At 70.0% G+C, this 14,930-nt stretch carries 11 protein-coding genes and 1 pseudogene; 10 read left to right on the forward strand and 2 right to left on the reverse strand.

All coding sequences use genetic code 11. From position 1 onward, the window contains the following. Window positions 1–33: 33 nt before the first annotated feature. Both ACFVXC_RS34855 and ACFVXC_RS34860 read left to right on the forward strand, forming a co-directional pair. Entirely contained in the window at window positions 34–735 is a 702-nt protein-coding gene (locus ACFVXC_RS34855) for a TetR/AcrR family transcriptional regulator (protein ID WP_389913877.1), read from the forward strand. Between the two features lie 46 nt (window positions 736–781). Then, window positions 782–1,945, forward strand: coding sequence for an FAD-dependent oxidoreductase (locus ACFVXC_RS34860; protein WP_389913880.1), 1,164 nt, complete (start codon window positions 782–784; stop codon window positions 1,943–1,945). A gap of 16 nt (window positions 1,946–1,961) precedes the next feature. Here the strand turns inward: ACFVXC_RS34860 and ACFVXC_RS34865 are convergent, their stop codons facing one another. Then, window positions 1,962–2,879 carry an alpha/beta fold hydrolase gene (locus ACFVXC_RS34865; protein ID WP_389913883.1) on the reverse strand — a complete coding sequence of 306 codons (918 nt, stop codon included), beginning with the start codon at window positions 2,877–2,879 and terminating at the stop codon, window positions 1,962–1,964. A gap of 103 nt (window positions 2,880–2,982) precedes the next feature. Here ACFVXC_RS34865 and ACFVXC_RS34870 point away from each other — a divergent pair, with 103 nt between their 5' ends. After that, window positions 2,983–3,390: a winged helix-turn-helix transcriptional regulator gene (locus ACFVXC_RS34870; RefSeq protein WP_389913886.1), complete on the forward strand. Its 408-nt coding sequence runs from the start codon at window positions 2,983–2,985 to the stop codon at window positions 3,388–3,390. A gap of 75 nt (window positions 3,391–3,465) precedes the next feature. On the opposite strand, the gene ACFVXC_RS34875 is transcribed toward ACFVXC_RS34870, so the two are convergent. Next, a complete protein-coding gene (locus tag ACFVXC_RS34875; RefSeq protein ID WP_389913889.1) occupies window positions 3,466–4,251 on the reverse strand; it encodes an SAM-dependent methyltransferase in 786 nt (261 codons plus the stop codon). Window positions 4,252–4,798: 547 nt separating this feature from the next. Here ACFVXC_RS34875 and ACFVXC_RS34880 point away from each other — a divergent pair. The 7 genes and pseudogenes from ACFVXC_RS34880 to ACFVXC_RS34910 form a co-directional block, all read left to right on the forward strand. Continuing rightward, window positions 4,799–5,287 (forward strand): annotated as a pseudogene (locus ACFVXC_RS34880) (ATP-binding protein); the annotation flags it as partial. Window positions 5,288–5,416: 129 nt separating this feature from the next. Further along, entirely contained in the window at window positions 5,417–7,714 is a 2,298-nt protein-coding gene (locus ACFVXC_RS34885; RefSeq protein ID WP_389914024.1) for a LuxR C-terminal-related transcriptional regulator, read from the forward strand. 356 nt (window positions 7,715–8,070) lie between these two features. Next, window positions 8,071–8,724 (forward strand): response regulator transcription factor, encoded by a 654-nt coding sequence (locus ACFVXC_RS34890; protein WP_389913891.1) that lies wholly within the window; start codon window positions 8,071–8,073, stop codon window positions 8,722–8,724. Window position 8,725: 1 nt separating this feature from the next. Then, entirely contained in the window at window positions 8,726–10,015 is a 1,290-nt protein-coding gene (locus ACFVXC_RS34895; protein ID WP_389913894.1) for a sensor histidine kinase, read from the forward strand. 107 nt (window positions 10,016–10,122) lie between these two features. Then, window positions 10,123–11,178 (forward strand): 3-deoxy-7-phosphoheptulonate synthase, encoded by a 1,056-nt coding sequence (gene aroF, locus ACFVXC_RS34900; RefSeq protein ID WP_389913897.1) that lies wholly within the window; start codon window positions 10,123–10,125, stop codon window positions 11,176–11,178. Window positions 11,179–11,600: 422 nt separating this feature from the next. Beyond that, on the forward strand, window positions 11,601–12,548 hold the full coding sequence (locus ACFVXC_RS34905; RefSeq protein ID WP_389913899.1) for a streptomycin biosynthesis protein: 948 nt from the start codon (window positions 11,601–11,603) through the stop codon (window positions 12,546–12,548). 433 nt (window positions 12,549–12,981) lie between these two features. Then, entirely contained in the window at window positions 12,982–14,928 is a 1,947-nt protein-coding gene (locus tag ACFVXC_RS34910) for an ABC transporter ATP-binding protein (RefSeq protein WP_389913902.1), read from the forward strand. The last annotated feature ends 2 nt before the right edge of the window (window positions 14,929–14,930 follow it).

Consider the following 14,930-nt stretch of genomic DNA (forward strand, 5'->3'; position numbering starts at 1 on the left):
GCTCGTGACGAACATGTTCGTTATGCTGTTCGTATGACAGCTGATTCCGATGCCCCGCGCAGCCGCCGTGAGCGCCCGGCGAAACCGGCCCTGACACGGGCCGGGATCGTGGCCGTCGCCGTGGAGATCGTGCGCGCCGACGGCCTGGGCAAGGTGACCATGCGTCGGCTCGCCCAGGAGCTCGACACCGGGCCCGCCTCCCTCTACGTCTACGTCGGCGGCACCGCCGAGCTGCACGCGGCGATCCTCGACGAGCTCCTCGGCACGGTCGAGGCGGCGCCGGACGGGGGCGACTGGCGCGAGCGCCTGGAGGAGGTGCTCACCTCCTACACCGGCGTGCTCTTCCGGTACCGCGGCCTCGCCAGGGCCGCGCTCGTGGCGCGGCCGAGCGGTGAGCACTACCTGCGTCTGATCGAGACGCTGCTCGCCCTGCTCGACGAGGGCGGGGTCCCGCCCGGGCAGGCGGCCTGGGGCGTCGACCTGCTGCTGCAGTACGCCACAGCGACCGCCGCCGAGCACTCCCCGGACGACCGGGCTCCCGGCGCCGCCCAGGGGGAGTGGGACGCGGTCGCCGGAGCGCTGAGGGGCGCGTCGGAAGAGACCCATCCGCACGTCGCCGGACTGGCTGCCGAGCTCCTGTCCGGCCGGCCGGAGGCCCGCGTCTCCTGGGGCTTCCGCACGCTGATCAACGGAATCCTGAGCACACCCGTCCCGGCCGACGGCATCCGGAGCTGAGCGCCGGCACCCCCACCGCACCCCCGTCACGCGAAGGAGCAGCGCCATGACCACGCACCACTCCCAGACCGCTCACCGGCCTCATCACCCCATCGCCATCGTCGGCGCGGGCCTCGGGGGCCTTACCCTCGCCCGCGTTCTGCACGTCAACGGCATCGACGCCGCCCTGTACGACCTGGAGGCGTCACAGGCCGCCCGCGGCCAGGGCGGCATGCTCGACATCCACGAGGAGTCCGGGCAGGCGGCCCTGCGCGCCGCCGACCTGTACGAAGACTTCCGCGCGCTCATCCACTCCGGCGGCCAGGCCATGCGCGTCCTCGACAAGGACGCCGTCGTCCGCATGGAGGAGGCGGACGACGGGGACGGCGGGCGCCCCGAGGTCGAGCGCGGCCAACTGCGCGACCTGCTGCTCGGTTCGCTGCCCGACGGCGCAGTCCACTGGGGCGCGAAGGTCACCGGTGCGCGTCCGCTCGGTGGCGGTCGCCACGAGGTGACCCTCGCCGACGACTCCACCTTCACCACCGACCTGCTCATCGGCGCCGACGGGGCCTGGTCCCGGATCCGCCCCCTGGTCTCGGACGCCTCCCCCGCCTACTCCGGCATCTCCTTCGTCGAGGTGGACCTCGTCGACGCCGATGTCCGTCACCCCGACAGCGCCGCCGTCGTGGGCGGCGGCATGCTCTTCGCGCTCGGCGAGGGCAAGGGATTCCTCGCCCACCGCGAGATCGACGGCAGCCTGCACATCTACACCGCGCTCAAGGTCCCGGAGGACTGGATCTCCTCCATCGACTTCACCGCCGACCGCACCGACCTCGCCAAGGCCGCCGTACTGGAGCACTTCGCCGACTGGGACAAGAGCCTCCAGGCACTCGTCGCCGACGCCGACGGCGCACTGATCCCGCGCCGCGTCCACACCCTGCCGATCGGCCACCGCTGGGACCGTGTCCCGGGGGTCACGCTGCTCGGCGACGCGGCCCACCTCATGTCCCCCTTCGCGGGGGAGGGTGCCAACCTCGCCATGTTCGACGGGGCCGAACTCGCCGGTGCCATCGCCGCGCGCCCCGGCGACACCGAAGCCGCGCTCGCCGCCTACGAAGAGGCGCTGTTCCCGCGCAGCGAGAACGCCGCCGCCGAGTCCGCCGACAGTCTCGTCCGCTGCTTCCGGGCCGACGCGCCGCAGGGCCTTCTCGACATGTTCGCCGGTCACTAACCGGTCACTAGCCGGGTCACCGGCCCTCCCGGCCGGGGCGATCGGCGGCGAGGAAAGGGGCGATCAGGTCGAGCAGGGCCCGGGGGCGGTCCAGCGGGATGATGTGGCCGCAGTCCTCGATGAGGTGGCCGGTCAGGTCGTCGGCTATGGGGCGCAGCTGCCGTTCAAGAGCCGCTCCGACGGGGTGGGAGCCGATCGCCATCGTCGGCATGGTGAGCCGGGCGTGTGCGGCGGCGTCCTGGATCTGCCGCCCGCTCGTGGGCATGGCCCGGTAGTGGGAGAAGGCGCAACGCAGAGCGTCATGCCCGGTGTAGGCGCCGAGGAAGGCGTCGCGGACGTGCTCGGAGACACCGCGGCCCCGCGTGCCGGTGCTCAGGAAATAGTCGACGTACTCCGCCTCGTGCCCGGCCAGGACGCTCTCGGCGAGCCCCGGCACCGAGTGGAAGCCGAACCACCACGGCGGACCACCGGCGAGGAAGTCCTCCGCGCCGGGCAGCGGCCCCAGGAGTGACTCCATGACCACGAGCCTGCGTACGAGATCGGGTCGTCGGTGCGCGAGAAGGAAGGCGGGCGGCGTGCCCGCGTCGATGCCGACGACCGCCGCACTCCGCTCCCCGAGCGCGTCGAGGAGACCTTCGGCGTCGGTGGCGAGAGTCCCCGCGTCGTAGCCGTCGGCCGCGCGCGTGCTGGCGCCGAGTCCGCGCAGGTCCGGGGCGATGACGCGGTGCCGCAGGGCGAGCTGCTCAATGACCTCGCTCCAGAGCTGCCAGGTGTGGGGGAAGCCGTGGAGCAGCAGGACGGCGGGGCCGGTGCCGGCGATCGCCACGTTGGCGGTGATGCCGTTGGTGGTGATCTGCCGCAGGGAGACGGCGGGCGCGGAGACGGTGGGGGCAGGGGTGGCGGGCGAGGGGGGTTCAGTCGGGGGGAGGCGCATGATGGGTTGACTCCGAGGTGGTTACCATTGGTGACTAAATGAGGCTAGGTAACCGTGCCTGGACTGCCAAGAAGGCACTTTCTGGACAGGTGGTGAGCCCGAAGTGACCACCCCTCCCAAGCCGGGGGCGCGCGGCGATCTCTTCGATCCCGAATGCCCGACGCGTCGCCTCCTCGACCGCATCGGTACGAAGTGGACGTCGATGGCGGTCAAGATCCTCGCGGAGGCCGAGCCGGACGAGGTGCGCTTCGCCGAGCTGCGGCGCCGGATGCCTGGCGTATCGCAGAAGATGCTGTCCACGACCCTGCGGGGCATGGCGCGCGACGGCCTGGTCGCCCGCCGGGTGGAGCCGACGGTGCCGCCACGGGTGCACTACCGGCTGACCGGCCTGGGGCTTTCCCTGGAGGTTCCGCTCGCCGCGGTCAGGGCGTGGGCCGAGGAGCACATGGTGGAGATCGACCGCGCCAATGAGCGCAGCGAATCGGCGGCCGACGGCTCGGGTGACGGCTGAGGCTGAGGCGTACGAGGCTCAGCGTTCCCCCTGAGCCTCTCTGCCCGGACCATGTGACCGGCACCCTCGTGCGGGTCAGGGAATGCGCGCCACGGCCGCGTAGATCCCGCCGTCCGCCGTGTCCGGCCGCGCGGTGTCCTTGAACCACTCCGTGGCCGTCACCAGGCCCGGCTCAACGAGGTCGAGGCCGTCGAAGAAGCGGCCGAACTCGGCGCGGGTACGGAAGCCGAGCTCGATGCCGCCCTTCGCGTACTCCGCGGTGACCTGCGCGGACAGCTCCGGGAAGACGTCGGACGAGGCGTGCGAGAGGACCAGGTGGCTGCCGGAGGGCAGGGCGTCGACCAGTGTGCCCACGATGCCGTAGGGGTCCTGGTCGTCGGGCAGGAAGTGCATGAGCGCGATCAGGGAGAGGGCGATCGGGCGCTCGAAGTCGAGCAGGGTGCGGGCGTGGTCGAGGATCTCCCGCGGCTCGCGGACATCCGCCTGTATGTAGTCGGTCATCCCCTCGGGACGGCTGACCAGCAGGGCCTCCGCATGGCGCAGCACGATGGGGTCGTTGTCGGTGTAGACGACGCGCGCCGACGGCACGACCTCCTGGACGATCTGGTGCAGGTTCGGAGCGGTGGGGATTCCGGTGCCGATGTCGAGGAACTGGTCCACGCCCTGGGAGGCGAGCCAGGCGGCCGCGCGGTTCATGAACGCGCGGTTCTGCCGTGCGGCGTCCTTCGCCTCGGGCGGCAGCTTCTCGCCCACCGCCTCGTCCACGGGGTAGTTGTCCTTGCCGCCGAGCAGCCAGTCGTAGACACGCGCGGGATGCGGGTGGCTGGTGTCGATCGTCTGCCTGGGCGCATCTGCGTTCATGACGTACTCCGTTGCTGCTGAGCGGCGCTTGGACTGCCGCAGTCTGCCATAGCAACATCACCTTGAGCATGGGGTGTTGGGCACCGATCGCCGCAGGTCACGGATGCGTCGCAGACAGTGGGGAAGCGACGGGCGATGCGGAAGTCGTCGCGGGTGCGTGAGTGCGATGAATCAGTCACACCCCGTGCGGCCGAGCCGTGCCGATCGCGCCAATCGTTCTGTCGGTTCAATCGTCACAAGGGTTGTCTGCCGTCTCTGGAGTCTCTTTGCGCGTCTCCGGCAGAACCTTCCGGGAATCCATTGTTTTCCGTGTCTCCGGCAATATCGCGGGAGTTTGTCGTCGATATGGAACAGGGAGGTCCGGTCGTCGGCCAAGTGGCGCGTTCACGACGGTTATTCGACACCATTGAGTCAAATAACGCTGGTGGTTGATTTTCAGATATGGCAGAGTATTCAAGCAAGTGGCCGGGCATGTCGAAAGGTGAGAACCGGCTGACCGTCCGGCCGCTCTAGGATCAGCCGTCAGGCGCGGGGGAGAAGTCGGCTCATGAACTTGGTGGAGCGTGGGGAAGAATTCTCGATCATGGATGGCATGCTCGACGCCTGCGTGGCGGGGCATGGTGGAGTTCTCTTGGTAAGCGGCGCGGTGGCCAGCGGGAAAACCGCGCTGTTGCGTGCGTTCAGTGAACGCGCAAATGCTGCGGGTGCGTTGTTCCTGCAGGCCACGGCGTCAGAGGCGGAGAGTGATCTGCCTCTTGGTGTGATGGGGCAGTTGTTGCTCGGCGCGGATCTGCCGGGCGCCGACGCCAGGCGGGCGGCCCGCCTCGTGGAGCTGATGGCGGTGGCCGCACAGATTCGCCGGGCCGAGGGGGTGTTGCCGGCCGCCATGATGAATGAGATTCCCAAGCTCTGTGGGATTGTCCTGGAGCAGGCCAGAGAAAGGCCGGTGGTCCTCAGCATCGACGACGTGCATCACGCCGACAGGCACTCCCTGGAATGCGTCCTGTACCTGGCACGTCGACTTGACGCCAGCCGAATTCTGGTGGTCCTGGGAGAGAACAACGGATTTCTGGCCGGAAATACGCGATTACACGTTGACTTGCTGCGTCTGCCGGGCTGCCGCAGTATCAGGCTCGGGCCACTCGGGCGGCATGGAGTGGCCGAAATGATCTCCGGATTCGGTGGCGAGGGGTGGGGGACGCGCCAGCTCGTCTCGGAGCTCCATCGGACGGGCGGCGGCAATCCGCTCCTCACGCGGGCGTTGATCGAGGACCGCCGTGCGTCGGACGGCGGCGGCTGCGGCACCACGGGCCTCGTGCCGGGCGAGGCCTTCGCACAGGCCGTCGCCACCGGCCTGTTCCGCAACGACGTGTCGACGCGGCACACCGCGTGGGCCCTCGCGGTCGTCGGCCCGGAGGTGCCGCTCGCCGAACTGGTGGAAGTCCTGGGAACCAGCCGGGAGTCGGTCCACCGCAGCCTGCGCGCCCTGAACGACGCGGGGCTGCTCGACTCCGGCTGGTTCCGCCACGAAGCGGGCAAGGCGGCGGTCCTGCGGAGCATGGAGCCCGCACACCGCGCCCGCCTCGAGGCCCGCGTCGCCCAAGTGCTGCACGAGCACGGCGAGGCGGCGACCGTGGTGGTGCAGCATCTGATCGCGGCCGAGCCCATCGACGCCCCATGGGCGCTCAGCACGCTCCTCGAAGCGGCCGAGCGCGCGCTGGCCGACGACGAGGTCGAGCTGGCCCTCACCTGCCTGCGCGCGGCTCGCGACACCTGCACCGACGCCCGGCAGTCCGTGGCGATCAGGGAGGCGCTCACCCGGGCCGGATGGCGGCAGAACCCGGCCACCGCCGCCCGGCATCTGCCCGAGCTCACGGCCGACGCGCTCGACGGCGGCCTCGGTAGTCGGCAAACCCTCGAACTCGTCTGCCACCTGCTCTGGTTCGGCCAGGTGGACCCGGCCCTTGAGATACTCGGCGCCGCCGAGCGAAACGGCACCGGGAACGGCACCGAAGTCTCCCGGCAGCCGGAGGCGGAAGCCTCGCGCGGGCTCGACTCCGTCCGGTCCTGGATGGCGTACGAATATCCGGGACTCCCCGGCTCCGCCCGCGCCCGCGCCCGCCACGGCGAAACCGAGCGGCGCGCGCGGACGCCGGCGCGCAGTCCCCATCAGCGTGCGGCGACCCTGATGAAGTCGGTTCTCGACGGCGCGGGCGACGACGTGGTGGTCCGGGCGGAGCAGATCCTGCAGAGCACCCGTCTCGACGACGGCACGCTGACGGCGCTCATGGTCGCCCTCAACTCCCTTGTCCTCGCCGACCGTCTGGACACGGCGGCCTTCTGGTGCGAGACCCTGTGCAAGGAAGCCGCCGAGCGTCGCGCACCCATGTGGCAGGCCCTGCTCGCCGCGGCCAAGGCGCGCGTCGAACTCAGGCTTGGCGGGCTCGCCGCCGCGGCGGAGTCGGCGGACCTGGCGGTCACGCTCGTACCGCCCGAGGGGTGGGGCGTGGCCATCGCCTCGCCGATCGCCACCTCGGTCTACGCCAAGACCGCCATGGGCCGGCTCGACGAGGCCGCGGCCCAACTGGGCGTCCCGATACCGGAGACGGCGTTCCACACCCCCGACGGACTGCTCTACCTCCGGGCGCGCGGTCACTACTACCTCGCCGCCGGACGCCCCTATGCCGCGCTCGACGACTTCCACACCTGCGGCGACCTCATGGCCCGCTGGGAGTTCGACCTGCCCGCCCTGGTCCCGTGGCGGACCGACGCGGCCGAGGCCCACCTGCTGCTCGGTGACGAGGACCGGGCCCGGACGCTCGCGCAGGAGCAACTGGTCCTGTCCGGCGGCACGTCCGGCCCGGAGGCGTGGACACGAGGCGTCTCGCTGCGGGTCCTGGCGAGCGCGCTCCGCCCGGGGCGCCGGCTGCCGCTCCTCGGCGAAGCCATCGACATCCTGCGGGAGCGCGGCCACCGCGTGGAGCTGGCCCGCGCGACGGACGAGCTGGCCCGCGCCCATCGAGAGCTCGGCAACAGCGGTCAGGCACGGGCACTGGCCCGCAAGGCGCAGCAGTTGGGACGGGAGTGCGGGGTCCCCGTCCCCAGGGTGTCGTCGGTGGCCGACACCGGGAACTCCCTCACCGCCGCCGAGCCATGGCCGTCCGGTGCCCGCCGCAAGGCCGACGAGCTCAGCGACGCGGAGCTGCGGGTGGCGACGCTCGCGGCCCGCGGTCACACCAACCGGCAGATCGCCGACAAGCTGTTCATCACGATCAGTACCGTCGAGCAGCACCTCACGCGCGCCTACCGCAAGCTCGCCGTCCAACGCCGGGCTGACCTGGCGGCGAAACTCAGCCCCGCTCCCGTACCCGTCGCGGTGCCCGGCAGGCGGGAGGGGCGCCGGGAGGGGCGCCGCGAGGGGCACAAGGACGGTGGGGCCTGCGACCGTCTTCGCGTCGTGTAGAGGCTGCGGGAGATGCGGGTCGCCGTGCGGGTGGGTGACCACGGCCTGCATCTCCTCTCTGACCATGTACGGGCGCTCCACGTAAGGGCGTTGCGATCGCGCTTCCGTTTCTACGCGGCGGCCGGTCACACTGCGGTCCGCGAATCTGTGACCGGAGGATCCGCCACCGCGGCGGTAGGCTTCCGTCAGCGGAAGGTCGAACACGAGAGCATGTTGGCGGGGGGCCGTCGCCGGAGCTGTGACCGGTGTGTGACGTGGGATCGGGCAACGTGGTGCCGCATGATCAGCCTCTGCCGCGGCGGCGTTGTCCGCCACTCCTCCCCTCCGTTCGTGACGTGCCGGACGAGGGGTGGGCGATGAGGGTACTGGTGGTCGAGGATCACGCCGAGCTCGCACATTCGGTGGCGCGCGTGCTGCGCCGCGAGGGGATGGCGGTCGACGTCGTGTACGACGGCTCCGATGCACTGGAGCGCACAACGGTTGTCGAATACGACGTGGTCGTGCTCGACCGGGACCTCCCCGGAGTCCACGGCGACCAGGTGTGCAGCGCGCTCGCCACCCAGCCGGTGCACGCCCGGGTCCTGATGCTCACCGCGTCCGGCACGATCGCCCACCGGGTGGAGGGGTTCAGCCTCGGCGCGGACGACTACCTCCCCAAGCCCTTCGCGTACGCCGAACTCGTCGCCCGCATCCGCGCGCTCGCCCGCCGTTCGCAGCCCGCGCTGCCGCCGATCCTCGAACAGGGCGACCTGCGGCTCGACCCGGCCCAGCGGATCGCGTCGCGTGCCGGGGTGCGCCTCGCGCTGACACCCAAGGAATTCGCGGTACTCGAGTATCTGCTCGCCGCCCAGGGCCGGGTGGTGCCGGCGGAGGAGCTCCTCGAGCGGGTGTGGGACGAGGCGGCCGATCCGTTCACCACGACGGTCAAGGCGACCATCAACCGGCTGCGCCCGAAGCTCGGCGACCCGCCCGTGATCGAGACCGTTCCCCGGGGCGGCTACCGGATTTGAGATGCCCATGCGCCTGCGCTCGCTCGTCACCGTGTCACAGGGACTGGTCCGCCGACTGCTGCCGCGGCGCGTCCGCGTCCGCCTGACCCTTCTGTACGGGGTGCTGTTCGTCGCCTCGGGCGTGGTGCTGCTCGCCATCACCAATCTGCTCGTCGCCCGCACTCCGGCGAACCTCGTCCTCGTCAAGAACCGGGGCGGCGAACCCGTGCTCTCGCCGGGCGCGGACGGACGGCTCTACCTCGGCTATCCCGAGGCCAACTCCTCCGTCCAGCTGAACGACATCACGCAGCAACTGCGCGACCAGGCGCTGCGGCAGCACGAGATCGAGATGGACCACCTCCTTGTCCAGTCGGGCATCGCGCTGGCGATCATGGCCGTGATCGCGATCGTCCTCGGCTGGCTGGTCGCCGGGCGCGTCCTGCGTCCCCTGCGCACGATGACGGGCAGCATCCAGCGCATCTCGGCCCGCAACGTCCACGAGCGGCTTGCCGTCGTCGGTCCCGCCGACGAGCTGAAGGACCTCGCCGACACCGTCGACGGACTCCTCGGCCGTCTGGAGACGGCTCTGGACTCCCACAAACGCTTCGTCGCCAACGCCGCGCACGAGCTGCGTACGCCGCTCACCCTGGAGCACGCGCTTCTTGAGGAGTCCCTCATCGACCGCGACGCCACCCGTGAATCGTTCCGGTCGAACTTCGAACGGCTCCTCGCGATCAGCGAGCAGCAGGCCCGGCTCCTGGAGTCGCTGCTCACCCTGTCCAGCAGCGAGCGCGGTCTCGACCGCCGCGAACCGCTCGACCTGGCGGCCGTCGCCGAGGAGGTCGTGGAGGCCTCGCGCCCGGAGGCGGGGCCACGGCGTGTGCGCATCGAGACGACCATCGGGCCCGCCGAAGCGTCGGGCGACACGGCGCTCGTCCAACGCCTCGTGGCCAATCTGGTGGACAACGCGATGGGCTACAACACCCCCGGCGGGCGGGTGGAGATCACCACGCGCACCGACGCCGGGCGGGCGGTCGTCGCCGTGGCGAACACCGGGCCCAAGGTGCCGCCCGACCAGGTGGAGCAGCTCTTCGAACCGTTCCAGCGGCTCGGCCGCACCGCGGGCGACGGCCATCACGGGCTCGGTCTCTCCATCGTCCGCGCCATCGCCACCGCTCACGACGCCGTGATCAGCGCTCACGCCCGCCCCGGTGGCGGACTCGTGATCGAGGTCTCCTTCCCGCCGCGGACGGGCCCGCTCCAACGTGGGCTGGAATTTGCGCAGTTGGACGATGACCCGGCAATCCGTTGAGGGTCCGGCCGCGAACTCTTAGCGTGGTCACGGCGCTTGACGGAATCCCCCGACCGCACGCGCCACCGGACACGGCGAAGCCGTCCCAGACAACGGGAGGAACCCACATGGTGGTCGTGATGGCCCCCGAGGCCACACAGCAGGACGTGGACGCGGTCGTCGAGCTGGTGCGGGCGGCGGGCGGTGACGCGTTCGTCAGCCGCGGCGTGACTCGCACCATCGTCGGTCTCGTGGGAGACGTGGACGCCTTCGACTCCCTCAATCTGTCCAACCGGCGCGGTGTCCTCGACGTCGTGCGGATCTCGGTGCCGTACAAGCTGGTCAGCAGGGAGCACCACCCCGACCGGTCCGTGGTCAGGGTGTCAGGCGTACCCATCGGGCCCGACACCCTGACCGTGATCGCGGGGCCGTGCGCGGTGGAGAGCCCCGAACAGGCGCTGGCCGCGGCGCACTTGGCCAAGGCGGCCGGGGCCTCGCTGCTGCGCGGCGGGGCCTTCAAACCGCGTACATCCCCGTACGCCTACCAGGGCCTCGGCGAGAGGGGGCTGCGCATCCTCGCCGACGTCAGGGACGAGACGGGGCTCCCGGTGGTCACCGAGGTCATCGACCCGGCCGGTGTCGAACTGGTCGCCCCCTACGCGGACATGCTGCAGATCGGCACCCGCAACATGCACAACTTCGCGCTCCTTCAGGCGGTCGGCGCGGCCGGGCGGCCCGTGCTGCTCAAGCGCGGCTTCGGCGCCACGATCGAGGAGTGGCTGATGGCGGCGGAGTACATCGCGCAGCGGGGCAACCTCGACATCGTGCTCTGCGAGCGCGGCATCCGTACGTTCGAGACCGCCACCCGCAACACCCTTGACATCAGCGCGGTGCCGGTGGTCCAGCGGCTCTCCCACCTGCCGGTGATCGTGGACCCCTCGCACTCGGGCGGCCGCCGCGACCTCGTCGTCCCCCTCACCCGTGCCGCCGTCGCCGTCGGCGCGGACGGCGTCATCATCGACGTACATCCCGACCCCGGTACGGCGCTCTGCGACGGCGATCAGGCCGTGACCGGGGCGGAGATCGGCGAGCTCGCGAACATCGCCGCGGTCCTTTCGCCGCTGATGGGCCGCACGCTGACGCGGCCTCCGGCGCGAGCCGGGGTCGGACTGGGCGCCCGATAGGGGTGAATAGGGGTTTCCAGCTCTAGATCAATTCTGCTAGTGAGGGGTACCAGGCCTGTAAGCACGTTGTTAGGGTGAGCGTGGTTCGGCCAGTGGGATTCCGCTCTTGTTCAGGACCGGAGCGGAATCCCGCCGGAGGGGAAGTGGCGTCGAGTGCGGGTGTAGTTCTGCGAATCGACGAGAGGTGTGCGGCTCGGGCTCATCACCGCGGTGGCGGTGATGTATTTCCATGCACCTCGTTCGTCACCCGGACACCGGGGGCACCGGTCTTCCGAGTGTGTGCCACTTTTCACTTCATGGTCGATCTCTCCCGTATGCCGCGCCGATTCTGACCGGCGGGTGGTCATGCGCGCACGGGTGAAAACAGATCACTAGGGGGACTTGAGTTGGTAATACTCGGGCATGAGCAGTTAGACCATCTTATGGTCGTCGAAATCGAGATCAGTTCGCTGTCGACGGCCGACTCACCGCGGATCTCCGGAATAGACCAGGACCACGTGGAAGCGCTGGCGGTGGTGCAGAGCCCGCTGCCGCCCATCACGGTGCACCGCTCGACCATGCGCGTCATCGACGGACTGCACCGCCTGCGGGCCGCCGAGCTGCGGGGGCAACGCAAGATCGCGGTGAAGTTCTTCGAAGGGGGTACGGCCGACGCCTTCGTCCTGGCCGTCGAGTCCAACGTCACGCACGGTCTGCCGCTGACCACGGCGGATCGCAAGCGTGCCGCGGGGCGCATCATCGCCTCGCACCCGCAGTGGTCGGACCGGATGATCGCCTCGGTGAGCGGCATCGCCCCGGGAACCGTCGCGGAGATCCGCAGACGCGCTCCGGCCGAGCAGGCCGGCGAAGCGAGCAGGATCGGCCACGACGGCCGGGTGCGCCCGGTCAACGGCGCCGAGGGGCGCAGGGTGGCGAGCGAACTCATCGCGGAGAACCCCCAGTTGTCCCTGCGTCAGGTAGCGCGGGTCGCGTCCATCTCCCCGGAGACGGTCCGCGACGTACGCAACCGGATGATGCGCGGGGAGGACCCGCTGCCGCAGCGCGGGAAACGAGGTGGCGGCGAAAGCCTCACGAGCGCCCCGAGGAGCGGCACCGGACCCACCGTCGTGCCGGTCCGTGACGCGGTCCAGGACCGTGCCGCGGTCATCAAACGCCTCAACGCGGACCCGGCGCTGCGCTTCAGCGAGACCGGCCGCACCTTGCTGCGGCTGCTGAACTTCCACTCGATCAGCGCGGAGGAATGGGACGAGATCATCGACAAGACGCCGCCGCACTGCGGCCGGATCGTGGCCTACCTGGCCAACGAGTGCGCCGATATGTGGGCGGAGGTCGCGGTCCGCGTCCAGCGCAAGGTCGCCGAGACGGCGTAGGACGTCCTGGGCGTCCAAGTGGGCAGACTGCCCGGTTGGACGCCGGGTCTCGTAAACCGCCGGAATTCCCATGACCGTCTGACCGTCGAAATCTCCAGGTGAGCACTGCCCTGCTCAACCGCTTCCGCCTGTTCAGTCACTCCTCTCCGCTGGGCCAGTTCACCCTGCGCAATCACGCGTGTTGCTTTTTCTACGCTTGCGCATTGCCGTGCCAAATTCCGGGCCTAGATGGCTGGAATGCAGAAAGGTATCGTCCTGCGGGTGAGTGAAATTCAGGAAATATCAGCAAGCCCTGTTCTGTAATGCCGAAGCAGGAGGATTCCGTCGAGTGTTGATCACCCAAGGGCCTGGTGGGCCTACCGTCGGAGGGCCACAATCCGGGGCCCAGAGGCAATCGCTCCGGCCGGGATCAGTGCGCCGGGCGATGTCCTACATGAAGCCGCACAAAACCGCGTTCTTCTTTCTGCTGCTGACTACCGTGGTGGATTCCGTCGTCGTCGTGTCGACTCCCTTGTTGCTGAAAAAGATCATCGACGACGGAATACTCAAGGACGATGCGGGAGTCATCACGGCCGTGGCTCTCGTCGTCGCCGGACTCGCCCTCGTCGACGCGGTGGCGCAGCTCGTACAGAGCTACTTCTCGGGGCGCATCGGACAGGGCGTCAGCCGCGATCTGCGGGTCGAGGCCTTCAAGCACGTGCAGCGGCAGCCGATGGCGTTCTTCACCCGGACGCAGACGGGGCTGCTCGCCAGCCGCCTCAACGGCGACGTCATGCTGGCCCAGCAGGCGCTCACCACGATGCTCGTCTCCGCGACCAGCGTGCTCACCGTCCTGCTCGTACTCACCGAGATGTTCTATCTGTCCTGGCTCATCAGTCTGATCGCCATCGTCATGCTGCCGCTGTTCATCGCGCCCGGCATCTATGTGGGGCGGCGCCTGCAGCACTACTCCAGGGCGCAGATGCAGGCGAACGGCGAGCTGGGCGGCATCATCAACGAGCGGTTCAACGTGGGCGGCGCGATGCTCGCCAAGCTCTTCGGGCGTCCGCGCGAGGAGGCCGCCGCGTTCGAGGCCCGAGCGGGCGACGTGCGCCAGATCGGCGTCGTCTGGACGGTCTACAGCAGGCTCTCCTTCATCTTCATGGCGCTCCTCGCGTCACTGACGACCGCCCTCGTCTACGGCGTCGGCGGCCGCCTGGTGCTCGACGACGTGTTCCGCATCGGCACGCTGGTGGCCCTGGCCGCGCTGCTCGGCCGGCTGTACGGGCCGATCACGCAACTGTCCGCCCTGCAGTCCAACGCGCTGACCGCGATCGTCAGCTTCGACCGGATCTTCGAGGTCCTCGACCTCAAGCCCCTCATCGAGGAGAAGCCGGACGCGGTCGCTCTCCCCGCGCCGGGCGGCGGCCCCGCGCCGGAGATCGAGTTCGACCAGGTGTCCTTCCGCTATCCGCGCGCCAGCGAGGTGTCCCTCGCCTCCCTGGAGTCCAACGCCCTGTCCGCGGTCGAACGGGCCAAGGAGACGGCGGAGGTGCTCCACGGGATGACCTTCCGGGTGCCGGCCGGCAAACTCACGGCCCTCGTCGGCCCGTCGGGCGGCGGCAAGACCACCACCACCCATCTCGTGTCCCGCCTCTACGACCCGACGTCGGGAAGCGTCCGCATCGACGGCCACGACATCCGCGACGTCAGCCTCGACTCGCTGCGCGACGTCGTCGGCGTGGTCAGCCAGGACGCGCACTTCTACCACGACACGATTCGCGTCAACCTGTCCTACGCACGCCCCGACGCCACGCAGCGCGATCTGCTCCGAGCCTGCGACGCGGCCCAGATCGGGGACCTGATCCGCTCACTGCCGAGCGGCCTCGACACCGTGGTCGGCGACCGCGGCCACCGCCTCTCCGGCGGCGAGAAACAACGTCTCGCCCTCGCCAGGCTGCTCCTCAAGGCACCTTCCGTCGTCGTGCTCGACGAGGCCACCGCGCACCTGGACTCCGAGTCCGAGGCGGCCATCCAACAGGCGCTGACCACCGCGCTGCGGGACAGGACCTCCCTGGTCATCGCGCACCGTCTGTCCACCATCCGCGAGGCGGACCAGATCCTCGTCATCGACGAGGGCGAGGTGCGCGAGAGCGGGACGCACGAGGAACTCCTCGCGGCAGGAGGTCTCTACGCCGAGCTCTACCACACGCAGTTCAACCGCCCGGGCACCAACGGAGCGGGCCCGAACGGACACAAGGAGCCTGCACTGCGGGGACCGGTCCTCGGGGGCGGCCCCGTCCTGGGCGGGAGCGGACCCGTGCTCGGCGGCGGCGGGCCGCCGCCTGGAGTCGGCGGGGAGCACATCCTGCGCCTCGGTGGCGAACCGGACGAGCGCTGAGC

The sequence above is a fragment of the Streptomyces sp. NPDC058257 genome, assembly GCF_042881845.1.
Lineage (GTDB): Bacteria > Actinomycetota > Actinomycetes > Streptomycetales > Streptomycetaceae > Streptomyces.

Excerpts from the sequence above, each read along its gene's own strand:
- ACFVXC_RS34910 (WP_389913902.1), top strand. The coding sequence starts at position 12,982 with ATGAAGCCGCACAAAACCGCGTTCTTCTTTCTGCTGCTGACTACCGTG.
- ACFVXC_RS34875 (WP_389913889.1), bottom strand. The coding sequence starts at position 4,251 with ATGAACGCAGATGCGCCCAGGCAGACGATCGACACCAGCCACCCGCAT.
- ACFVXC_RS34865 (WP_389913883.1), bottom strand. The coding sequence starts at position 2,879 with ATGCGCCTCCCCCCGACTGAACCCCCCTCGCCCGCCACCCCTGCCCCC.
- ACFVXC_RS34885 (WP_389914024.1), top strand. The coding sequence starts at position 5,417 with ATGATCTCCGGATTCGGTGGCGAGGGGTGGGGGACGCGCCAGCTCGTC.
- ACFVXC_RS34860 (WP_389913880.1), top strand. The coding sequence starts at position 782 with ATGACCACGCACCACTCCCAGACCGCTCACCGGCCTCATCACCCCATC.
- ACFVXC_RS34855 (WP_389913877.1), top strand. The coding sequence starts at position 34 with ATGACAGCTGATTCCGATGCCCCGCGCAGCCGCCGTGAGCGCCCGGCG.
- aroF (WP_389913897.1), top strand. The coding sequence starts at position 10,123 with ATGGTGGTCGTGATGGCCCCCGAGGCCACACAGCAGGACGTGGACGCG.
- ACFVXC_RS34895 (WP_389913894.1), top strand. The coding sequence starts at position 8,726 with ATGCCCATGCGCCTGCGCTCGCTCGTCACCGTGTCACAGGGACTGGTC.
- ACFVXC_RS34905 (WP_389913899.1), top strand. The coding sequence starts at position 11,601 with ATGGTCGTCGAAATCGAGATCAGTTCGCTGTCGACGGCCGACTCACCG.
- ACFVXC_RS34890 (WP_389913891.1), top strand. The coding sequence starts at position 8,071 with ATGAGGGTACTGGTGGTCGAGGATCACGCCGAGCTCGCACATTCGGTG.